At 69.9% G+C, this 17,077-nt stretch carries 17 protein-coding genes and 1 pseudogene; 6 read left to right on the top strand and 12 right to left on the bottom strand.

Annotated features, from left to right (window positions below):
* Nucleotides 1–515 precede the first annotated feature (515 nt).
* A pseudogene (locus ACF3M1_RS16665) lies at nt 516–1,559 on the bottom strand (YifB family Mg chelatase-like AAA ATPase); the annotation flags it as partial.
* Between the two features lie 7 nt (nt 1,560–1,566).
* On the bottom strand, nt 1,567–1,848 hold the full coding sequence (locus ACF3M1_RS16660) for an accessory factor UbiK family protein (protein ID WP_394002551.1): 282 nt from the start codon (nt 1,846–1,848) through the stop codon (nt 1,567–1,569).
* Between the two features lie 234 nt (nt 1,849–2,082).
* On the opposite strand from ACF3M1_RS16660, the gene ACF3M1_RS16655 reads away from it, so the two are divergent.
* On the top strand, nt 2,083–2,421 hold the full coding sequence (locus ACF3M1_RS16655) for a P-II family nitrogen regulator (protein WP_394002549.1): 339 nt from the start codon (nt 2,083–2,085) through the stop codon (nt 2,419–2,421).
* 16 nt (nt 2,422–2,437) lie between these two features.
* Nucleotides 2,438–2,875, top strand: coding sequence for a hypothetical protein (locus tag ACF3M1_RS16650; protein WP_394002548.1), 438 nt, complete (start codon nt 2,438–2,440; stop codon nt 2,873–2,875).
* 9 nt (nt 2,876–2,884) lie between these two features.
* Here ACF3M1_RS16650 and speE read toward each other — a convergent pair whose 3' ends face one another.
* Entirely contained in the window at nt 2,885–3,736 is an 852-nt protein-coding gene (speE, locus tag ACF3M1_RS16645) for a polyamine aminopropyltransferase (RefSeq protein ID WP_394002546.1), read from the bottom strand.
* A 157-nt stretch (nt 3,737–3,893) separates the two neighbouring features.
* Here speE and ACF3M1_RS16640 point away from each other — a divergent pair, with 157 nt between their 5' ends.
* Together ACF3M1_RS16640 and speA are read left to right on the top strand one after the other, a co-directional pair.
* A complete protein-coding gene (locus ACF3M1_RS16640) occupies nt 3,894–5,771 on the top strand; it encodes a M48 family metalloprotease (RefSeq protein ID WP_394002545.1) in 1,878 nt (625 codons plus the stop codon).
* 189 nt (nt 5,772–5,960) lie between these two features.
* A complete protein-coding gene (gene speA, locus ACF3M1_RS16635) occupies nt 5,961–7,850 on the top strand; it encodes an arginine decarboxylase (protein ID WP_394002543.1) in 1,890 nt (629 codons plus the stop codon).
* A gap of 9 nt (nt 7,851–7,859) precedes the next feature.
* Here the strand turns inward: speA and ACF3M1_RS16630 are convergent, their stop codons facing one another.
* A complete protein-coding gene (locus ACF3M1_RS16630) occupies nt 7,860–8,504 on the bottom strand; it encodes an EF-hand domain-containing protein (RefSeq protein WP_394002541.1) in 645 nt (214 codons plus the stop codon).
* 18 nt (nt 8,505–8,522) lie between these two features.
* Between ACF3M1_RS16630 and ACF3M1_RS16625 the strand changes: the two genes are divergently transcribed.
* On the top strand, nt 8,523–9,479 hold the full coding sequence (locus tag ACF3M1_RS16625) for an MBL fold metallo-hydrolase (protein ID WP_394002539.1): 957 nt from the start codon (nt 8,523–8,525) through the stop codon (nt 9,477–9,479).
* A 45-nt stretch (nt 9,480–9,524) separates the two neighbouring features.
* On the opposite strand, the gene ACF3M1_RS16620 is transcribed toward ACF3M1_RS16625, so the two are convergent.
* The 7 genes from ACF3M1_RS16620 to argS form a co-directional block, all read right to left on the bottom strand.
* The gene (locus ACF3M1_RS16620; RefSeq protein WP_394002537.1) at nt 9,525–9,890 is read right to left on the bottom strand and encodes a hypothetical protein; all 366 of its coding nucleotides are present in this window, start codon (nt 9,888–9,890) and stop codon (nt 9,525–9,527) included.
* A 128-nt stretch (nt 9,891–10,018) separates the two neighbouring features.
* Nucleotides 10,019–10,771: an SDR family NAD(P)-dependent oxidoreductase gene (locus tag ACF3M1_RS16615; RefSeq protein ID WP_394002536.1), complete on the bottom strand. Its 753-nt coding sequence runs from the start codon at nt 10,769–10,771 to the stop codon at nt 10,019–10,021.
* A gap of 85 nt (nt 10,772–10,856) precedes the next feature.
* On the bottom strand, nt 10,857–11,630 hold the full coding sequence (locus ACF3M1_RS16610; protein WP_394002534.1) for a UPF0149 family protein: 774 nt from the start codon (nt 11,628–11,630) through the stop codon (nt 10,857–10,859).
* A 209-nt stretch (nt 11,631–11,839) separates the two neighbouring features.
* Nucleotides 11,840–12,403 carry a methyltransferase family protein gene (locus tag ACF3M1_RS16605; protein ID WP_394002532.1) on the bottom strand — a complete coding sequence of 188 codons (564 nt, stop codon included), beginning with the start codon at nt 12,401–12,403 and terminating at the stop codon, nt 11,840–11,842.
* 39 nt (nt 12,404–12,442) lie between these two features.
* The gene (locus ACF3M1_RS16600) at nt 12,443–12,814 is read right to left on the bottom strand and encodes a hypothetical protein (protein ID WP_394002530.1); all 372 of its coding nucleotides are present in this window, start codon (nt 12,812–12,814) and stop codon (nt 12,443–12,445) included.
* Nucleotides 12,815–13,053: 239 nt separating this feature from the next.
* The gene (locus ACF3M1_RS16595; RefSeq protein WP_394002528.1) at nt 13,054–13,836 is read right to left on the bottom strand and encodes an SPOR domain-containing protein; all 783 of its coding nucleotides are present in this window, start codon (nt 13,834–13,836) and stop codon (nt 13,054–13,056) included.
* The gene (gene argS, locus ACF3M1_RS16590; RefSeq protein WP_394002526.1) at nt 13,836–15,569 is read right to left on the bottom strand and encodes an arginine--tRNA ligase; all 1,734 of its coding nucleotides are present in this window, start codon (nt 15,567–15,569) and stop codon (nt 13,836–13,838) included. The genes ACF3M1_RS16595 and argS overlap by 1 nt, the downstream gene beginning before the upstream one ends.
* A gap of 128 nt (nt 15,570–15,697) precedes the next feature.
* Between argS and ACF3M1_RS16585 the strand changes: the two genes are divergently transcribed.
* Nucleotides 15,698–16,426: a sulfite exporter TauE/SafE family protein gene (locus ACF3M1_RS16585; RefSeq protein ID WP_394005310.1), complete on the top strand. Its 729-nt coding sequence runs from the start codon at nt 15,698–15,700 to the stop codon at nt 16,424–16,426.
* Between the two features lie 28 nt (nt 16,427–16,454).
* Here ACF3M1_RS16585 and folE read toward each other — a convergent pair whose 3' ends face one another.
* Complete coding sequence (gene folE, locus ACF3M1_RS16580) at nt 16,455–17,063, bottom strand: GTP cyclohydrolase I FolE (RefSeq protein ID WP_394002524.1); 609 nt, start codon at nt 17,061–17,063, stop codon at nt 16,455–16,457.
* Between the last annotated feature and the right edge of the window lie 14 nt (nt 17,064–17,077).

Raw genomic sequence — 17,077 nt, 5'->3', positions numbered from 1 at the left:
AAGGAAGCTCGACTTTGCCCATCTGTAAAAACGAACTACGGTTCCCATCCGCAACGATGCCGTCGAGGTCGCAATCGCCTGCTCACGAATAGAGGAAATCAGGAAACCGCGGAACCGAACTAAGCACCGGTCTGCCTCGCGGACGGGGAAGAAGTCCCATGTGGTGTTAGTTGCCTCCAACCAGTTTGCGTACGCGAGCAGGCATCCTATGTTCGATAAAATAGTCTTTGGAGAAGCGCCACCGTTTGCTTGGTGCAGAGCCCATACGTTTGCTTCTCGCCAAGGTGCGCCGTGGTCCCAAAAGATCATCGGCAGAGGCGATCGGGCCGAGGTCTCCTCTTCAACAGGCGACGCGCGGCGGTTCAAGGCCCCGTAGGTTGGATAGAGGTACGGAACCTGTTCAATCACCGCCATGTTTGCCTCCAAGTGGATGCTTAGCGTGAACAAGGCCCCTGAAGCTGCTCTTGTCCACGCCCGATGTTACCCGTAGGTGTCCACAGTTTTAAGTTACGAGTACAGGGGCAGGGATTCATCGCCGCGACCAGCTGGAAGCGCGCCGGAAACTCGCTCTGGCGCGCTGCGCGCGAGATCGTGACCACGCCAGATTCCAGCGGCTCGCGCAGGACTTCGAGTGCGCGCCGGTCCCACTCCGGCAGTTCGTCCAGGAACAGCACGCCGTTGTGCGCCAGCGAGATCTCGCCGGGGCGCGGCTCGCTGCCGCCGCCGACCAGTGCGATCGCGCTTGCCGTGTGGTGTGGGCTGCGGAACGGCCGCGTGCGCCAGCAGCTCGGATCCAGGCCGCGGCCGCTGACTGACTGGACGGCGGCGGACTCCAGCGCCTCGGCTTCGCTCGCGTCAGGCAGCAGGCCGGGCAGGCGGGACGCGAGCAGGGTCTTGCCGCAGCCGGGTGGCCCGACCAGCAGCAGGTGATGGCCGCCGGCCGCGGCGATCTCGAGCGCGCGCCGGGCCTGTGCCTGGCCGCGGACCTCGCGCATGTCGGGGCCTGCGGTCACACGCTGTTCGGGCGCCGAGGCAACGGGCAGGGACTTCTGCCCACCGAGCATCGCGCAGACTTCGAGCAGGGTGCGCGCGGTGCGCACCTCCACGCGGGAAGCGAGCGCGGCCTCCGCCCCGTTGGCCGCTGGCACAAGCAGGCGGCGGCCGGTCGCGGCCACGGCCAGTGCGGCCGGTAGCACGCCGTCGGTGGCGCGCAGTTCGCCGGTCAGGCCGAGTTCGCCGATGAACTCCCAGTCGCGCAACGCATCGGCAGGAATCTGGCCGCTGGCAGCGAGGATGCCGAGCGCGATCGGCAGGTCGAAGCGGCCGCCCCCTTTCGGCAGATCGGCGGGTGCGAGATTGACGGTGATGCGGCGCGCCGGAAATTCGTACTGCGCGCACTGGATGGCGGCGCGCACGCGGTCCTTCGCTTCGCGCACCGCGGCCTCCGGGAGGCCGACGATCGACATCGACGGAAGCCCGCCGGCCAGGTGCACCTCGACCTTGACCTCGGGCGCCCGTATGCCTGCGCGCGCACGTCCGTGCACGAGCGCAAGTCCCATGGCGGCGTCAGTGCGTGGCGTCGACGCCGATGGCGTCGGCGGGCGTGCCCGCGGGGCGCTCGAGCTGCTGCACCAGCGCTTCGAGCGCCTCCAGCTTCTCGCGCGTGCGCAGCAGCACCGCGCGCTGCACGTCGAATTCCTCGCGGGTCACCAGATCGAGCTTCGACAGGCCGGACTGCAGCACGGCCTTGAAGTTCTCCTGCAGTTCCTCTCGGCTTTCGCGCAGTCCCGGAGGCACCAGACCGCTGAGCCGACGGGCGAGTTCGTCGATGTTGTTGAGATCGATCACGGTGGTTCCTTGTCGATAGGCGGCCAGCCTCGCCCGCGTGCAGGACGTGGGCAGTCGGGCGCGGCCGCGGCCGGAGGTAGGGATTGTCCAGATAACGCATCCGCCCGGAGATGGCGCGGCACACCACAGCATGCGGATGCCGGTCTCATGACGCGCGACGGGTAACGGAGGGAATCGTGTGGGGACGCGCGTGAGGGTGGCGTATCCTAGCTGCATATCCAGCGGAGACCGCCCATGAAGATGGTCATGGCGATCATCAAGCCCTTCAAGCTCGACGACGTGCGCGAGGCGCTCGCCGATGTCGGCGTCACCGGCATCACCGTGACCGAGGTCAAGGGCTTCGGCCGCCAGAAGGGCCATACCGAGCTCTACCGCGGCGCCGAGTACGTCGTCGATTTCCTGCCGAAGGTGAAGCTCGAGATCGCGGTCACCGACGACCTGGTGGAGACCGTCGTCGAGGCGATCCTCAAATCGGCCGGCATGGGCAAGATCGGCGACGGCAAGATCTTCGTCTACGACCTCGGCCGCGCGGTGCGGATCCGTACCGGCGAACTCGATGGAGATGCGCTCTAGCGGCTTCGGTGTCGGGATGGTGCTCGCATTGCTTCCGGGCGGCGCGAGCCTCGCTGCCGATGGTCCTCTGCGGATCGACCCGCAGCCGGTCTACAGCCCCGAATGCGGCTGTTCACTGACGGAAGGCGAACAGCCCTGGGTGTCGACGTTGATCCCGCCCCTGCTGATGCAGGACCTGGACGACGGAGCACCCGCGGTCCTGCGGCTCGATGGCGCGGACCGCATTCTGCCCATGGTCACTGGCGGACTGAACGTCTGGGGCGCGTCGTGCGGAATGCCGGTCAATGCCCGCTTCGCGGGCGGACCTTATGTCGCCTGGTTCGCCGGCTTCGTCACCCGCACCTGTTACGAGAATGAAGGCTGCGAGTATTTCGAGTTCCGCGGACGCCTGTCGGTCGTCCGCGAGGACGGCGCGCGCATCGCGCGCCCCGTGACGGGCAGCTGCGGCTGCTGAGCCGCTGCTTCAGCCCTCGCCCAGCGCCTTCGCCACGAACGGCGGCAGCGACTGCGCGCCCTTGTGGATGTCGGCGGTGTAGTACAGCGTCTCGAACGGCTTGGCGCGGGCGTCGGCTTCGCGGAAGTCGAAGCCCTGGCCCTTGCGCGCCAGCGTGCAGCTCCACCAGCCGGTCGGGTAGCACGGCTGCGGGAACGGCAGGGTCTGGAACGTGGTGAAGCCGGCCTTGGCCATCTCCGCGCGCATGGCCTGGATCAGCTCCAGCAGCACCAGCGGCGATTCGGACTGCTGGACGAGGATGCCGTCGTCCTTCAGCGCGCGGTGGCAGCTTTCGAAGAACGCCTTGTTGAACAGGCCTTCGGCCGGGCCGACGGGATCGGTCGAATCGACGATCACGATGTCGACGCTGCCGGGCGCGCAGTTCGCCATGTAGGCGATGCCGTCGTCGAACAGGATCTCGGCACGCGCATCGCCATTGGATTCGCACAGCTCGGGGAAATACGTCTCCGCCATGCGCGTGACCTGCTCGTCGATGTCGCACTGCACGGCCTTCTCGACGCCCGGGTGACGCAGCACCTCTCGCAGCGTGCCGCAGTCGCCGCCGCCGATGATGACCACGGTCTTCGGCGCGGAGTGGGTGAACAGCGCTGGGTGCGACATCATCTCGTGGTAGAGGAAGTTGTCGCGGGTGGTGACCATCATCGCGCCGTCGATGAGCATGACGTTGCCCCAGTCGGTCGACTCGTAGATCTCGATCTTCTGGAACGGCGACTGTACCTCGTCGAGCTTCTTCGTGACGCGGAAGCCGATCGCCGATCCGGCGGTGTCGAAGTTTTCGTAGAGCCAGTCGGGCGCGGTCATGAGGTGTCCTGCGAAGCGGGTAAGGAGGAATCGTGCGCGGGCTGTTGGCAGCACAGACGCGCGCGAGGGCCGAAATTGTAGCGAAGTCCGGGTGTCGGCTTCGTGTCCGGCGCGGTGCGATACTGCGGCGCACCCGCCGCCCACACCGCCCGAGCCCATGCAAGATCGCCGCGCGGCGCAGGCCGCCACTGCCCGCCATCGTGCGCGCGTCCAGCGCCTCGAAACCCTGGCCGCGGCGGCGCCACAGGCCTATCTCGTTCGCGTGGTGCTGCTCGCGCTCGCCGGTTACGGCTTTCTGATCGGCCTGTTGCTGCTGCTCGCCGCGGCGCCGCTGGCGATTGCATGGCGGGTGATCGTGCAGGGCGTGCGTTTCGAGCCGCAGCTGGCGATCGTGCTGTTGATCGCCGGCGCCGGCATCGCCGCGCTGGTGCGCGCGCTGTGGGTGCGCTTCGACGTGCCGGCGGGTCGATTGCTGGCGCCGGATGAGGCGCCGGCACTGCAGGCCGAGGTCGAGCGCCTGCGCGCGTCGACCGGCGCGCCGCCGCTTGCGGGCATCGTCATCGACACCCAGCTCAATGCCGCCGCGGCCAGCCTGCCGCGCCTGCTCGGGCTCGCCGGGCACCGGCATTACCTGGTGCTGGGCCTGCCGCTGCTGCAACTGCTCGATCGCGACGAGGCCGCTGCGGTGATCGCGCACGAGTTCGGGCATTTCGGCGAGCAGCACGGCCGGCTCGCCGGCTGGCTCTACCGCGTGCGCTTCACCTGGTATCGCGCGGTCGACGGCCTGTCGCGCAGCGGTTTCCTGCTGTCGATGCCGATCGCGCGGTTCTACGCCTGGTACGCGCCGCTGTTCGATGCGTGGAGCTTCGTGCTCGCGCGGGCACACGAGTTCCGCGCCGACGCGACCGCCGCGCGGGTCGTGGACCGGGAGGCGATGGCCAGTGCGCTGCTGCGGCTCGAGCACGGCAGCGGACGGCTGCAGTCGACGCTGTGGCCACGCGTGCTGGCCCGCGCCCGCGTGCAGTCGCATCCACCGGCGCAGCTGCTCGCGCCGTTGATCGACGGACTGCGCGCGTCGCCACCGCCGGATCCGGCGAGACTGCTCGCGATCGCCGATCGCGATGTCGATCCCCATGACACGCATCCGGTGTTGGCGCGCCGTCTCGAAGCGCTGGGCGCGCCTGCGGTCCTGCGCACGCGTGGCGCGCCCGCGGCCGCGTGGCTTGGCGACGCGCTGCCGGCCATCGAACGCGAACTGGACCAGCAGTGGCGCGCACAGCTAAAGACGGAATGGCAGGCGCTGCATGCGGCCGGCGCGAACCAGCGTGCGCGCTTCCGCGAGCTCGATGCCCTGCCGCAGCGCTCGGCCGATGACGCGGTCGAACATGCGCGCCTGTTCGAAACCGTCGAGATCGATCGCGATCCACTGCCGGTGCTGGCCCGCGCGCATGCCGCGCATCCGGGCAGCGCAATGGCCGCGTTCCGGCTCGGCCTGCGCCAGCTGCAGGCGGGCGATGTCGACGGCCTCACCCGCCTGCGCCAGGCGGTGGATCGCGACGCAGGCGCGGTCGGGCCGGTCGGCGATGCGCTGTCGGCACTGCTGCGCGATCCCGATCTCGATGGCGAGACCGCCCGCCAGATCGCCGCACTGCGCGACGCACTCGCCCCGCGCGCGGACGATCTGCGTGATCGCGATGCCGTCTTCGATGGCGACGCGCTGCAGCCGCACGATCTCGACGCGGCCGCGCTCGGCCGCCTGGCCGCCACGCTCGCCGGCCACACGCGCATCCAGCGGGCGTGGCTGGTGCGCAAGCAGGTGGCGATGGTCGAACAGGCCGCGCATTACGTGCTGCTGCTGGACTGGCGCGGCTCCGTCGCCAGTGAGGCCGCCGGCCTGCGCGCGCTGTCGGACGGCCTGCAGTTGCCCGGCAGCCACACGGTGTTCACCGGCAGCGAGGCCGCGGCGCTGGCCAGGCAGGTGCGACAGCTGTGCGGCGGACCGGTCTATCAGAAGGGCGCGGGACGGGCGCTCTGAGGCCGCTGCGGCCGGCGTCAACGCGGTTTCGCGGACCGCACCTGCGGAGATGACGCCCGAAGCCGCGCGAATCACGCCCCGCGTGCGCGCCGAGCGGGCGCGGCGGATCGGCTGCGCCGGCACGCTTTACTCGGCAGCGGATGGCAGGCCCTAAACTAGCCGGCCTCACGCTCGACCGGAATGCCGCCGATGACCGCCTGGTCCACCGACCTCGCCCGCAAGACCTACTCGATCCCGCACTGGAGCGAGGGGTATTTCGACGTCGACGACGCCGGCCGCATCGTGGTCTCGCCGCGCGGCAAGCACGGCCCGTCGATCGCGCTGCCCGAGGCGGTGGACGCCGCGCGCGCGAACGGCGCACAGCTGCCGATGCTGGTGCGTTTCCCCGACATCCTAGGCGACCGGCTCGCGCGGCTGCAGGAGGCGTTCGCGCAGGCCCAGGCCGAGTGGGAGTACCCGGGCGGCTACACGGCCGTCTATCCGATCAAGGTCAACCAGCACCAGGGCGTCGCCGGCACGCTGGCCTCGCACCATGGCGACGGCTTCGGCCTGGAGGCGGGCAGCAAGCCGGAGCTGATGGCGGTGCTGGCGCTGTCGCGGCCGGGCGGGCTGATCGTCTGCAACGGCTACAAGGATCGCGAATACATCCGCCTGGCGCTGATCGGCCGCAAGCTCGGCCTGCAGACCTTCATCGTCGTCGAGAAGCCGTCCGAGCTCGCGCTGGTGATGGAAGAAGCCGCCGCGCTCGGCGTGAAGCCGGGCCTCGGCGTGCGCATGCGCCTGGCTTCGCTCGGCGCCGGCAAGTGGCAGAACAGCGGCGGCGACAAGGCCAAGTTCGGCCTCAATCCGCGCCAGCTGCTGGACCTGTGGAAGAAGCTGCGCGACGCCGGCATGGCCGACTGCCTGCAGTTGCTGCATTTCCACATGGGCTCGCAGATCTCCAACGTCCGCGACATCGCCAACGGCATGCGCGAGGCGGTGCGCTATTTCGTCGAGCTGACCAAGCTCGGCGCGGTGATCACCCACGTCGACGTCGGCGGCGGACTCGGCGTCGACTACGAGGGCACGCGCTCGCGCAGCTACAACTCGGTGAACTACGGCATCCGCCAGTACGCGGGTTCCATCGTGCAGCCGCTGGCCCAGGCCTGCGCCGAGCACGGCCTCACGCCGCCGCGCATCGTCACCGAATGCGGCCGCGCGATGACCGCGCACCACGCGGTGCTGGTCGCCAACGTCTCGGAGGTCGAACGTGCACCGGAAGGTCGCGTGCCCGACGTGCACGACGACGAGCCGGCGGTGGTCTCGAACCTGCGCGAGCTGCATGCCGAACTGACCTCGCGTCCGGCGGTCGAACTGTTCCACGAGGCGCAGCACCAGCATGCCGAAGGTCTGGCGCTGTACGCGCTCGGCCAGATGGACCTCGTCCATCGCGCGCGCATCGACGACCTGTTCTATGCGATCGCGCACGCCGTGCGCGCGCGGCTGAGCTACGACGAGAAGAGCCACCGCCCGCTGCTCGACGAACTCAACGAGCGTCTGGTCGACAAGTACTTCGTCAACTTCAGCGTGTTCGAATCGATGCCCGACGTCTGGGCGATCGACCAGGTGTTCCCGATCGTGCCGATCGAGCGCCTGGATGAAATGCCCGAACGTCGCGGCGTGATCGCCGATCTGACCTGCGACTCCGACGGCAAGATCGACATCTACGTCGAGAACGAGGATCTCGACACCTCGCTGCCGCTGCATCCGCTGCGCAAGGGCGAGCAGTACCGGCTGGGCTTCTTCATGGTCGGCGCCTACCAGGAAATCCTCGGCGACATCCACAACCTGTTCGGCGACACCGACGCGGTGGAAGTGAAGATCGAAGGCGACGGCATCGCCGTCGCGCAGCAGCGGCGCGGCGACACCACCGACGTGATGCTCGACTACGTGGGCTACAAGCTGGCCGACCTGCGCGCGCGCTACACCGCGCTGGTCGACGGCGCCTCGCTGGCGGCAGACGAATCGCAGCGGCTCAAGGATGCGCTGGAAGCGGGACTGACCGGCTACACGTATCTGGACGACACGCCGCTGGAGTGACGCGCGCGGTCATGGCGTGTCGAGCCCGTGCAACTGGCGGGCTTCGCGTAACGTCACCTGGCCGTCCTTGTTGAAATCGGCCTGCAGCAGCAGTTTGATCTGCGACTGCTGGAAATTTTCGAGTGTGATCCGGCGGTTGCCGTCGAAGTCGAAGAAGACGAACGCGGCTTCGATGACCTTTGCCTGGATATGCGGCGGCAACTGGGACGCGCCGGCCTCGAGCTGCTGCTTGCTGATTTCCGCGTAGCTCAGCAGGCCGTCTCCATCGAGATCGTGCCTGGGGAACTCACGGGCCGCCGCTGCGCGGACCTCGACCTGCGTGATCACGCCGTCGCGATCGATGTCGAAGTCGCGGAACATGGCCTCGACATGGGCTGCACCGCGCGGGTTGGCCTGGGCCGGCGTGTCGCCGAACAGCAGCAACGGCACGAGCGCCGCGACGTGGAGTCCTTTCATGGGGTGGCGTCCTGCCTCTGGGGTGGCGGACACGTTAGCAATGCCACTGCGTCCGCAGAGCCGCGTCGTCGTATCGGAATTTCCTGCACCCGGTGTCATCCCATCGCGTCCGCTGGCATGCAGCGGCCCGTCGGTGTCGGCAATCGGGCGCGACGTCGGGTCTATGCTGCGGCACTGACGCGGCTTGCCGCGTTCCACGTCGTCAGGAGATTCGCCATGCGCCGCTTCACGCCTACCCGTGCCGTTTTGACGCTCGCGCTCGCCGCCGTACTCGCGGCCTGTGCCGACCCTGCGCCGCCACCGGCCACCGTCGATGCACCGCCGCCGCCGATGGCGACCGCCGACACCGCGGCCGCCAGCGACAGTGCCGACGTGCACCGCTTCCGGATCGGCAGCCTTGACGCCGCGGTGCTGCGCGATGGCGACATCCGCGTGCCCAACGACGGCAAGACGCTCGCCGTCGGCATCCCGAAGCCCGAGGTCGATGCGGTGCTGACACAGGCCGGTGAGCCGACCGACACCGTGCATCTGGGCGTGCAGGCGCTGCTGGTGCGCAGCGGCGACCGGGTGCTGCTGTTCGACACCGGCGCCGGCGATGCCGACTTCGCCGATGCCGGCCGCCTGCCCGCGTCGCTGCGCGCGGCGGGGGTCGAGCCGGCGCAGGTCACCGACATCTTCATCAGCCATGCGCATCCCGACCACGTCGGTGGTCTGACCGATGGCGCCGGCCAGGCCCTGTTCGCGAACGCGACCGTGCACCTGTCGGCGCCGGAATGGCAGGCGGTGCAGGCCGCGCCTGCGAACGCCGCGCTGGTCGCGGCGATCTCGCCGCGCGTCGATGCCTTCGCGCCGGGGGCCGAAATCGTGCCCGGGGTGACCGCGATTCCGGTCGAAGGCCACACGCCGGGCCACAGCGCCTACGAGATCGTCGACGGCGATGCGCGCCTGCTCTACATCGGCGACGCCGCGCATCACTTCGCGGTATCGGTTCAGCGCCCGCAATGGACGATCGCGTTCGATGGCGACGCGCCGGTCGCCGAGGCCAGCCGGGAGGCCCTGCTGGCACATGCGGCCGACAGCGCGGTGACCATCGCCTCGCCGCATTTCCCGTATCCGGGCCTGGGTCGGATCGTGCGCCGCGAAGGCAGCTTCGTCTGGGCGCCGTTGCAGTAAAGCCGGCGGGTGCATCGCCGCGCGGGCGAAGCACCCCTCCTGTCTTCAACGTGCTGGCGCGATCACGCCCTGGTGCATGCGGACCAGTTCCGCCCGCGTGACCTTGCCATCGCCGTCGTGGTCCGCTTTCAGCAGGCCGTCCACGAAAGCCTGTCGAGTTTCGGCGAGCGTGATGCGGCCGTCGCCGTCGGCATCCCAGAGCTGCATCGTCGCCTGTCGCAGCACGACGTGGCTATCGGATGGAAACCCGACGCGGCCCGGGCTGCCGGTCGCGATCTGTGGGTCCAGCTCGGCGATCACGCACATGGCGTCCCGGTTCACGTCGAGTGTGCGGAAGACCCGCGCCGCTTCCGCACGGGCTTCGGCCTGGTCGATCAGGCCATCCCGATTGGTGTCCTGCCCGGCGAACATGCGGTCCACCTCCGGGTTTGCCGACGCGGTCGTGGAGACGACCGGCAGCGGGACGAGCAGGGCAGTGGGCGCATGCGTGCGCGCCTCGAGCGTAGCGAGGCCACGTGTATGTGCGGCCTTGCGTTCCGTCAGGGCTCGCGGTGGATCTGGAAGCCCGCGAACGACTGGCTGACCGGCATCACTTCGAGCCGGTTGATGTTGAGGTGCGGCGGCAGGTTCGCGACCCACCACAGCGTCTCGGCGATGTCGTCGGCGACGATCGGCTGGGTGCCGGCGTAGAGCGTGTCGGAGGCGCCCTGGTCACCGCTGGTGCGCACCAGGGTGAACTCGGTTTCGGCCAGGCCCGGTTCGATCGAGGTCACGCGCACGCCGGTGCCGTGCAGGTCGGCGCGCAGACCCAGCGAGAACTGGGTGACGAAGGCCTTGGTGCCTCCGTAGGTGTTGCCGCCGGGATACGGATAACTGCCGGCGATCGAGCTGACGTTGAGGATCGCGCCGCGGCGTTCGATCAGCGTCGGCAGCAGCGCATGCGTCAGCGTGACCAGTGCGGTGACGTTGGTGTCGATCATCTGCCGCCACTGCGCGAGATCCGCGCGCTGCGCCGGCGCGGTGCCGAGCGCGAGACCGGCGTTGTTGACCAGCGCGTCGATGTCGCGGAAGTCCGCCGGCAGCGCATCGAGCGCGGCGTGCATCGCGGCTTCATCGCGGATGTCGAACGCGGCCGTGTGCAGACGTTCGCTGCCGTGCGCATCGACCAGCGCCTGCAGGCGCTCGGCGCGACGACCGGTGGCGATCACGCGCCAGCCGCCGGCGAGGAAGCGTGCGACGGCGGCGGCGCCGAAACCCGAGGTGCCGCCGGTGATGAGGATGGTGCGGGTCATGGCGGGGTCTCCTGGACGCCGTGCGCGCCGACATGCGGCGCGGGATCGAAGCGGGATGACGCGATGTCGACGCGTGGTTTGCGGCTTACTCGGACGCCTGGTCCGCGCAGCACTTCTTGTACTTCTTGCCGCTGCCGCAGCTGCAGGGATCGTTGCGGCCGGGCACGTCGGCGCGTTTGGCCGGCGCCGGGCGGCGGTCGTGCAGACGCTGCAGGTACATGTCGTACAGCATGTCCGGCAGGTCGTAGGTCAGGTCGAAACGCTCGTCGAGCGTGAGCATCTCCTCGGCGGCCATCCCCGCGTCCGCGAGCTGCGCCGCATCGATGATCGCCAGGCGTGTGATCGCACCCAGATCGTTCTCGATCGCGTCGTGCGCGTCCATCCACTCCGCCCATGCGTCCTCATGCTGCGCCGCGCCGCGCAGGAAGCCGGCCGACCATGCGGCCGCGAACGGAAAGTCGGCGGGAATGCCGTCCAGCGTCTCGTCGCCGCCGGCCGCCGCCGCATCGTCCTCGGCGTCTGCTTCGGGCGGCAGGCCGAGTAGGGGCATCAGCGTTTCGCGGTCCGGCGTGTCGGCGGGATCGCGGCGGATGCGGTGCGCGATCTCGTCCGCCAGCCGTGCGATCAGCGCCTCGGCCTCGCGGGTCTGGCGTTCGTCGCGGCGCGGCACCTCGCCCGGGCCCCAGATCGCCGGCAGCACCGTCGCCAGCTCCACCTCGACCGGACCGACAGCCAGCGCGGACAGGAACCCGTCGAGCATCTCGAGGTTGCCGAGGCCGCGTTCGGGATCGGTGCAGCGGTCGAGCAGCACATCGAGCCGGTCGAGTTCGGCGTCGCTCAGGGGGTGGGGCGTGGTCATGCGGTGGTGCACTGCGCAGGGCGGGACAGCTTAACGCCTGTCGGTGGCGCCCCGGTTCGCTGGCGCTGCGTATCCGGCGCCAGCAGCCCACATCGCATCGTCCGGCCCTGCGCTCCGCCGCAATCCCGACCCGGCTGCGCGTGGCGGACGTATCGAATCGTCGGCATGGAGGGCCGGCCGGGGAGCACCGGCCAGCCACCGGGCGTGGGTCACCACAGGCCTGGCAGCAGCCGTCGCGTCGTCCGCGCGTAGGCCGGATAGTCGACTGGAAATGCCGCCGACAGCGCCGCCTCCTCGACATGGATGCGCCGGCGCAACGCACGCCACAGCGGGACCACGACGACCAGCGGTGCGAGCCAGCTGCCGAGCACGCAGAGAAATCCGAAGACGGTCAGCAGCAGGCCGGTATAGGAGGGGTGGCGCAGCCAATGGTAGGGACCACTGCGGATCAGCCGATGATCGGCGGCGATCGCCACATCGACGGTGAAATGCTCGGCGAGCACGCGGATCGACCACCAGCGCAGCACCATCCCGGTGAGCATCAGCACGCAACCGCCCCACAGCAGCGTCGGCTGCCAGGCCGGCGGCAGCCGCCCGGGAAGCCAGATCGACACCAGCAGCGCCGCGCTGATGCATCCGCCGACCACGAGCACCAGCCGTACGAGCGTGCCGTCATCGCGGCTGCGGTCGGCGGCACGGTGGCGCAGGCCGATCCACAGTTCGCTCAGGCACCACAGCGCGCTCAGCGCCGCGAACACGAGGATGCCGGTCATGGCGGATTCCAGCCTGTGGGGATGCCGAGCCTTGCAGGCTCAGTGTGATGTCGGGGTGCCGGCCGGGGATTTCGCGGCCGGCTTGCGCGCCGGGGGGTCGGCGTCGGCCGGCTCGGTCCGCGCGCGGCGTCGGCCGGTGGTCGACTTGCCACGCGTGCGCGCCTTCGTCGCGCGGTGCTTCTGCAGCATGTCCTCGGCCAGCACCACGTCCTCGGACAGGATGCCGGCCGCGCGCGCGACGGCGATCCGGGCGGCGGCCCGGTTCTCGTCGGGATTGGCCTGCAGCAACTCGCGGATTGCCTCGCGCAGCGCCGCCTGCGCGTTGGTCTTGAGCTTGAGGTCACTGCCCTGCTGGAACAGGGCCAGCAGGACGTCGACGACCGGTTTGACGAGTGCAGCTTCGATGGCCATGGCATGTCTCCCTTGGCCACCCATTCTCCGCAGCGGCATCGCGCGGACTGCGACCGCGTTGGGACGCGCCTCACGGATCGGCGATCGGACCGGACGGGCGCTGTGCCGCGGCCACGACAGCGCCGGCCATTCAGGTCGCTGTGCATGGGGTTCGCGATCGAACGCGGCCTCGGCCGTCGCATCCGGCCGTGCCGAACAGCAGGTCCGGCCGGCGGGACCGGGGAACGCGATGGGGCGGGTTACTGCGCCTTGATCGCCAGCGCCGGCAGGCCGCCGTTGCCGAGCGTCTGCTTGGCGGCGGCCAGTTCGGTCGCGCTGGAATAAGGCCCCATGCGCACGCGGTACACCGTGCGGCCGGCGGCTTCGCCGGATTCCACCCGCGCGCTCAGGCCGAGCAACGCGATCCGGGCCTTCAAGGCTTCGGCATCGCCGGAGGCGCTGAACGAGCCCGCCTGCAGCAGGTACCGCGCATCGCTGGCGGCTGCGGCCGGCGTGGCGCGCGCGGTCGTGGCCGGCGCGGCCTCGGGCGCGCGCGCGGGTGGCGGGCTGTCTTCCGACAGCGGGGTCGGGCCCGTGGGGCCGCCGGCCAGATCGGCCGCGTCGGGGTGGCGGGCCTGCAGCGCCTGCTGCGCGGCCTCGGCCTGCTTCTGCCGTTCGGCCTCGGCGCGCGCGCTGGCGGCCAGCTCGGCGTCGCTCATCGGCACTTCCTGGTCCGGGAGCATCGTGTAGAAGTCGTAGTCGGTCGAGCGCTGGTTGGGCGCCTGGCCCGCCGGCACGGGACGCTGTCCTGATGCGGGCGTGGGCAGGTCGGCGTCCTCCGACGTGGCCACCGCCGGCTGTGCATCGGGATTCGGCCGAGGCCGGAAGAAGCCGTCCTCGGCATCGGGCTTGAACAGCCGCGGGAGCGCCAGCACCACGCCGAGCGCGAGCACGACGCCGATGATCATCCACGCCCAGCCGGGCAGGCCGCCGGAGCTGCCGCCGTTGCGCCGGGCCTGGGTCTTGCCGCGTCTTGCCGCCATTACATCGCCTCCGGGGCCTGCACGCCGAGCAGCGCCAGACCGTTTTTCAGCACCTGCCGCACGGCCGTGGCCAACGCCAGGCGCGCATCGCGCACCGCCGCATCGTCGACCAGGAACTGGTGATCGTTGTAGTAGGTCTGGAACACCTGGGCCAGCTCCAGCAGATAGGTCGCGATCAGGTGGGGCTCGAGCTGTGTGCCGGCCGCGGCGACGATCTCGGGCCAGCGCGACAGGTCGATCAGCACGTCGCGCAGCGCGACGTCGTCCATGTCCAGCGGCTGGGCCAGGCCGTTCTGCAGATCGAACGTCAGGCCGCGCTCGGCCATCTGGCGCAGCAGGCCGCAGATGCGCGCGTGCGACAGCTGCACGTAATAGACCGGGTTGTCGAGCGACTGGCTGCGCGCCAGATCGATGTCGAACACCAGCTGCGAATCGGGCTTGCGCGCGACCAGGAACCAGCGCGTCGCATCGCGCCCGGCCTCGTCGATGAGGTCGCGCAGCGTCAGGTAGCTGCCGGCGCGCTTGGAGAGCTTCACTTCCTCGCCGCCGCGCATCACCGTGACCATCTGGTGCAGCACGTATTCCGGCCAGCCCGCCGGAATGCCGGCGTCGAGCGCCTGCAGGCCGGCTTTCACCCGGGCCAGCGAACCGTGGTGATCGGCGCCGAGTTCGGTGATCGCACGCGTATAGCCGCGCTGCCACTTCGACAGGTGATAGGCCACGTCCGGGACGAAATAGGTGTAGGTGCCGTCGGACTTGCGCATCACGCGGTCCTTGTCGTCACCGAAATCGGTGGTGCGCAGCCAAAGCGCGCCGCCGTCCTCGTAGGTGTGGCCGTGGGCGACGAGCTCGCGCACGGTCTCCTCGACCTTGCCGTCGGCGTACAGCGACGATTCGAGGAAGTACACGTCGAAGCCGACGCCGAACGCGGCGAGGTCGGCGTTCTGCTCGCGGCGCAGCCAGGCGACGGCGAAGCGGCGGATCGCGTCGAGATCGTCGGCGTCGGGCGCGCCGGTGACCACCTGGCCTTCGACCTCGACGGTCGCACCGTCGAGATACGCGCGTGCGACCTCGGCGATGTAGTCGCCGTTGTAGGCGTCGGCCGGCCAGTCGGCATCGCCGGGCGCGAGCCCCTTGGCGCGTGCCTGGGTCGAGCGGGTGAGGTTCTCGATCTGCACGCCGGCGTCGTTGTAGTAGTACTCGCGCTTGACGTTCCAGCCGTTGGCGTCGAGCACCCGCGCGATGCAGTCGCCGATCACCGCCGCGCGGCCGTGGCCGACATGCAGCGGACCGGTCGGATTGGCCGAGACGTACTCGATGCCGGCAGTGTGCGCGCCGCCGCTCTCGTTGCGGCCGAAGCTGTCGCCCTGCGCGTGCACGGCCAGCAGCTGTTCGCTCCAGGCGGACGGCGACAGTCGGAAGTTGAGGAAGCCGGGGCCGGCGATGTCGACCGACAGGACCGCGTCGCTGGACGGCAGTGCATCCACCAGCGCCTGGGCCAGCGCACGCGGGTTCGACTTCGCGGGCTTGGCCAGCAGCATCGCGGCATTGGTCGAAAAATCGCCATGGCTGCGGTCCTTCGGTCGTTCGACGACGAAGGCGGGCGTGGCGAGGTCGGTGGGCAGCGTGCCCTGGTCGCGGAGGCGGGCAATGGCCTGGCCGACGAGTGATTCGATCAGGTCGCGGAGCGGGGAATTCACGGGCGGGCGGTGTCGCGGATCACGGCCCCGCATTGTACGCGAGGCGCTGCGCCGGGCTCTGTACGGCGGCCCCCCGCCGGTATGCTTGCCGCCCCCATTCGTCGGCGGCCACCGTGGACGCGTTGTTTCCCGAACTGATCTGGCTGGTCTGCATCGCGTTCATGGCCGGACTGGTCGATGCCGCGGTCGGGGGCGGCGGGCTGGTCCAGCTGCCGGGCCTGTTCACCGCGCTGCCGCACCAGGCGCCGGCTGCGCTGCTGGGCACCAACAAGTTCAGCTCGGTGTTCGGCACGATGGCCGCGGGCTGGCGCTATGCGCGCAACGTGCGGTTTCCGTGGGCGCCGGTGCTGTTCGCCGCGGCCACGGCCTTCGTGTTCGCCTTCGTCGGGGCGACCGCGGTCAGCCTGCTGCCGCGTGATGCGGTGCGGCCGCTGATCCTCGTGCTGCTGGTCGCGATGCTGGCCTACACGCTGCTCAAGAAGGACTTCGGTGCGCTGCACCGGCCGCGCGACGTGGGCCGCCGCGAACTCGTTCTGGCGCTGGCGATGGGCGCGGCGATCGGCTTCTACGACGGTGTGTTCGGCCCGGGCACCGGCAGCTTCCTGATCTTCCTGTTCATCCGCTTCTTCGGGCTCGACTTCCTGCGCGCCACGGCGGCATCGAAGATCGTCAACATCGCGACCAACCTCGCCGCGCTGTCGTTCTTCGTGCCCTCCGGCCATGTGCTGCTGGCGTTCGCGGTGCCGATGGCGGTGGCCAACATCGGCGGTGCGTTCGCCGGCACGCGTCTGGCGCTGCGCGGCGGCACCCCGGTGATCCGCAAGCTGTTCGTGCTGCTGGTGGTCGTGCTGATCGCGAAGATGGGCTGGGATACCGTCGCCGGCACCTGAGTGCCCGCCGCGCGACGGCGGAACCGGCTCAGCGCCGGTCGCTGCCCTCGATGAAGCGCAGGAATTCGGCGCGGGTGCGCGCATCGTCGCGGAAGCTGCCGAGCATGCGCGAGGTCACCATGCTCACGCCGCGCTTGTGCACGCCGCGGGTGGTCATGCACTCGTGCGCGCCCTCGACGACCACGCCGACGCCCACCGGGGCGAGCGCGCGCTGGATGCAGCCGGCGATCTGCGCGGTCATCTTCTCCTGCACCTGGAACCGCTTGGCGTAGGCCTCGACCACGCGGGCCAGCTTGCTGATGCCGACCACGCGGCCGGCCGGCAGGTAGCCCACGTGCACCCGGCCGATGATCGGGGCCATGTGGTGCTCGCAGTGGCTTTCGTATTCGATGTCGCGCAGCACGATCATCTCGTCGTAGCCCGCCACCTCTTCGAAGGTGCGCGCGAGATAGGCGTCGGGATCGATCGCGTAGCCGCCGAACCACTCGCCGTAGGCGTCGGCGACGCGACGCGGCGTGTCGAGCAGGCCTTCGCGCGCGGGGTCCTCGCCGGCCCAGCGCAGCAACGTGCGCACGGCCGATTCGGCCTCGGTCCGGCTCACGCCATGGCGGGCGTCGTCGTCGATGGAATCGCGCATGGCGGTGTTCGCAG

It is taken from the genome of Luteimonas sp. WGS1318, assembly GCF_043187535.1.
GTDB lineage: Bacteria > Pseudomonadota > Gammaproteobacteria > Xanthomonadales > Xanthomonadaceae > Luteimonas.
This window is presented reverse-complemented; position numbering and strand designations above follow the sequence as displayed.

Bases quoted from the DNA above. Each gene is read 5' to 3' on its own strand.
- ACF3M1_RS16655 (WP_394002549.1), top strand. From the start codon at position 2,083: ATGAAGATGGTCATGGCGATCATCAAGCCCTTCAAGCTCGACGACGTG.
- ACF3M1_RS16650 (WP_394002548.1), top strand. From the start codon at position 2,438: ATGGTGCTCGCATTGCTTCCGGGCGGCGCGAGCCTCGCTGCCGATGGT.
- speE (WP_394002546.1), bottom strand. From the start codon at position 3,736: ATGACCGCGCCCGACTGGCTCTACGAAAACTTCGACACCGCCGGATCG.
- ACF3M1_RS16640 (WP_394002545.1), top strand. From the start codon at position 3,894: ATGCAAGATCGCCGCGCGGCGCAGGCCGCCACTGCCCGCCATCGTGCG.
- speA (WP_394002543.1), top strand. From the start codon at position 5,961: ATGACCGCCTGGTCCACCGACCTCGCCCGCAAGACCTACTCGATCCCG.
- ACF3M1_RS16625 (WP_394002539.1), top strand. From the start codon at position 8,523: ATGCGCCGCTTCACGCCTACCCGTGCCGTTTTGACGCTCGCGCTCGCC.
- ACF3M1_RS16620 (WP_394002537.1), bottom strand. From the start codon at position 9,890: ATGTTCGCCGGGCAGGACACCAATCGGGATGGCCTGATCGACCAGGCC.
- ACF3M1_RS16615 (WP_394002536.1), bottom strand. From the start codon at position 10,771: ATGACCCGCACCATCCTCATCACCGGCGGCACCTCGGGTTTCGGCGCC.
- ACF3M1_RS16610 (WP_394002534.1), bottom strand. From the start codon at position 11,630: ATGACCACGCCCCACCCCCTGAGCGACGCCGAACTCGACCGGCTCGAT.
- ACF3M1_RS16605 (WP_394002532.1), bottom strand. From the start codon at position 12,403: ATGACCGGCATCCTCGTGTTCGCGGCGCTGAGCGCGCTGTGGTGCCTG.
- ACF3M1_RS16600 (WP_394002530.1), bottom strand. From the start codon at position 12,814: ATGGCCATCGAAGCTGCACTCGTCAAACCGGTCGTCGACGTCCTGCTG.
- ACF3M1_RS16595 (WP_394002528.1), bottom strand. From the start codon at position 13,836: ATGGCGGCAAGACGCGGCAAGACCCAGGCCCGGCGCAACGGCGGCAGC.
- argS (WP_394002526.1), bottom strand. From the start codon at position 15,569: ATGCGGGGCCGTGATCCGCGACACCGCCCGCCCGTGAATTCCCCGCTC.
- ACF3M1_RS16585 (WP_394005310.1), top strand. From the start codon at position 15,698: ATGGCCGGACTGGTCGATGCCGCGGTCGGGGGCGGCGGGCTGGTCCAG.
- folE (WP_394002524.1), bottom strand. From the start codon at position 17,063: ATGCGCGATTCCATCGACGACGACGCCCGCCATGGCGTGAGCCGGACC.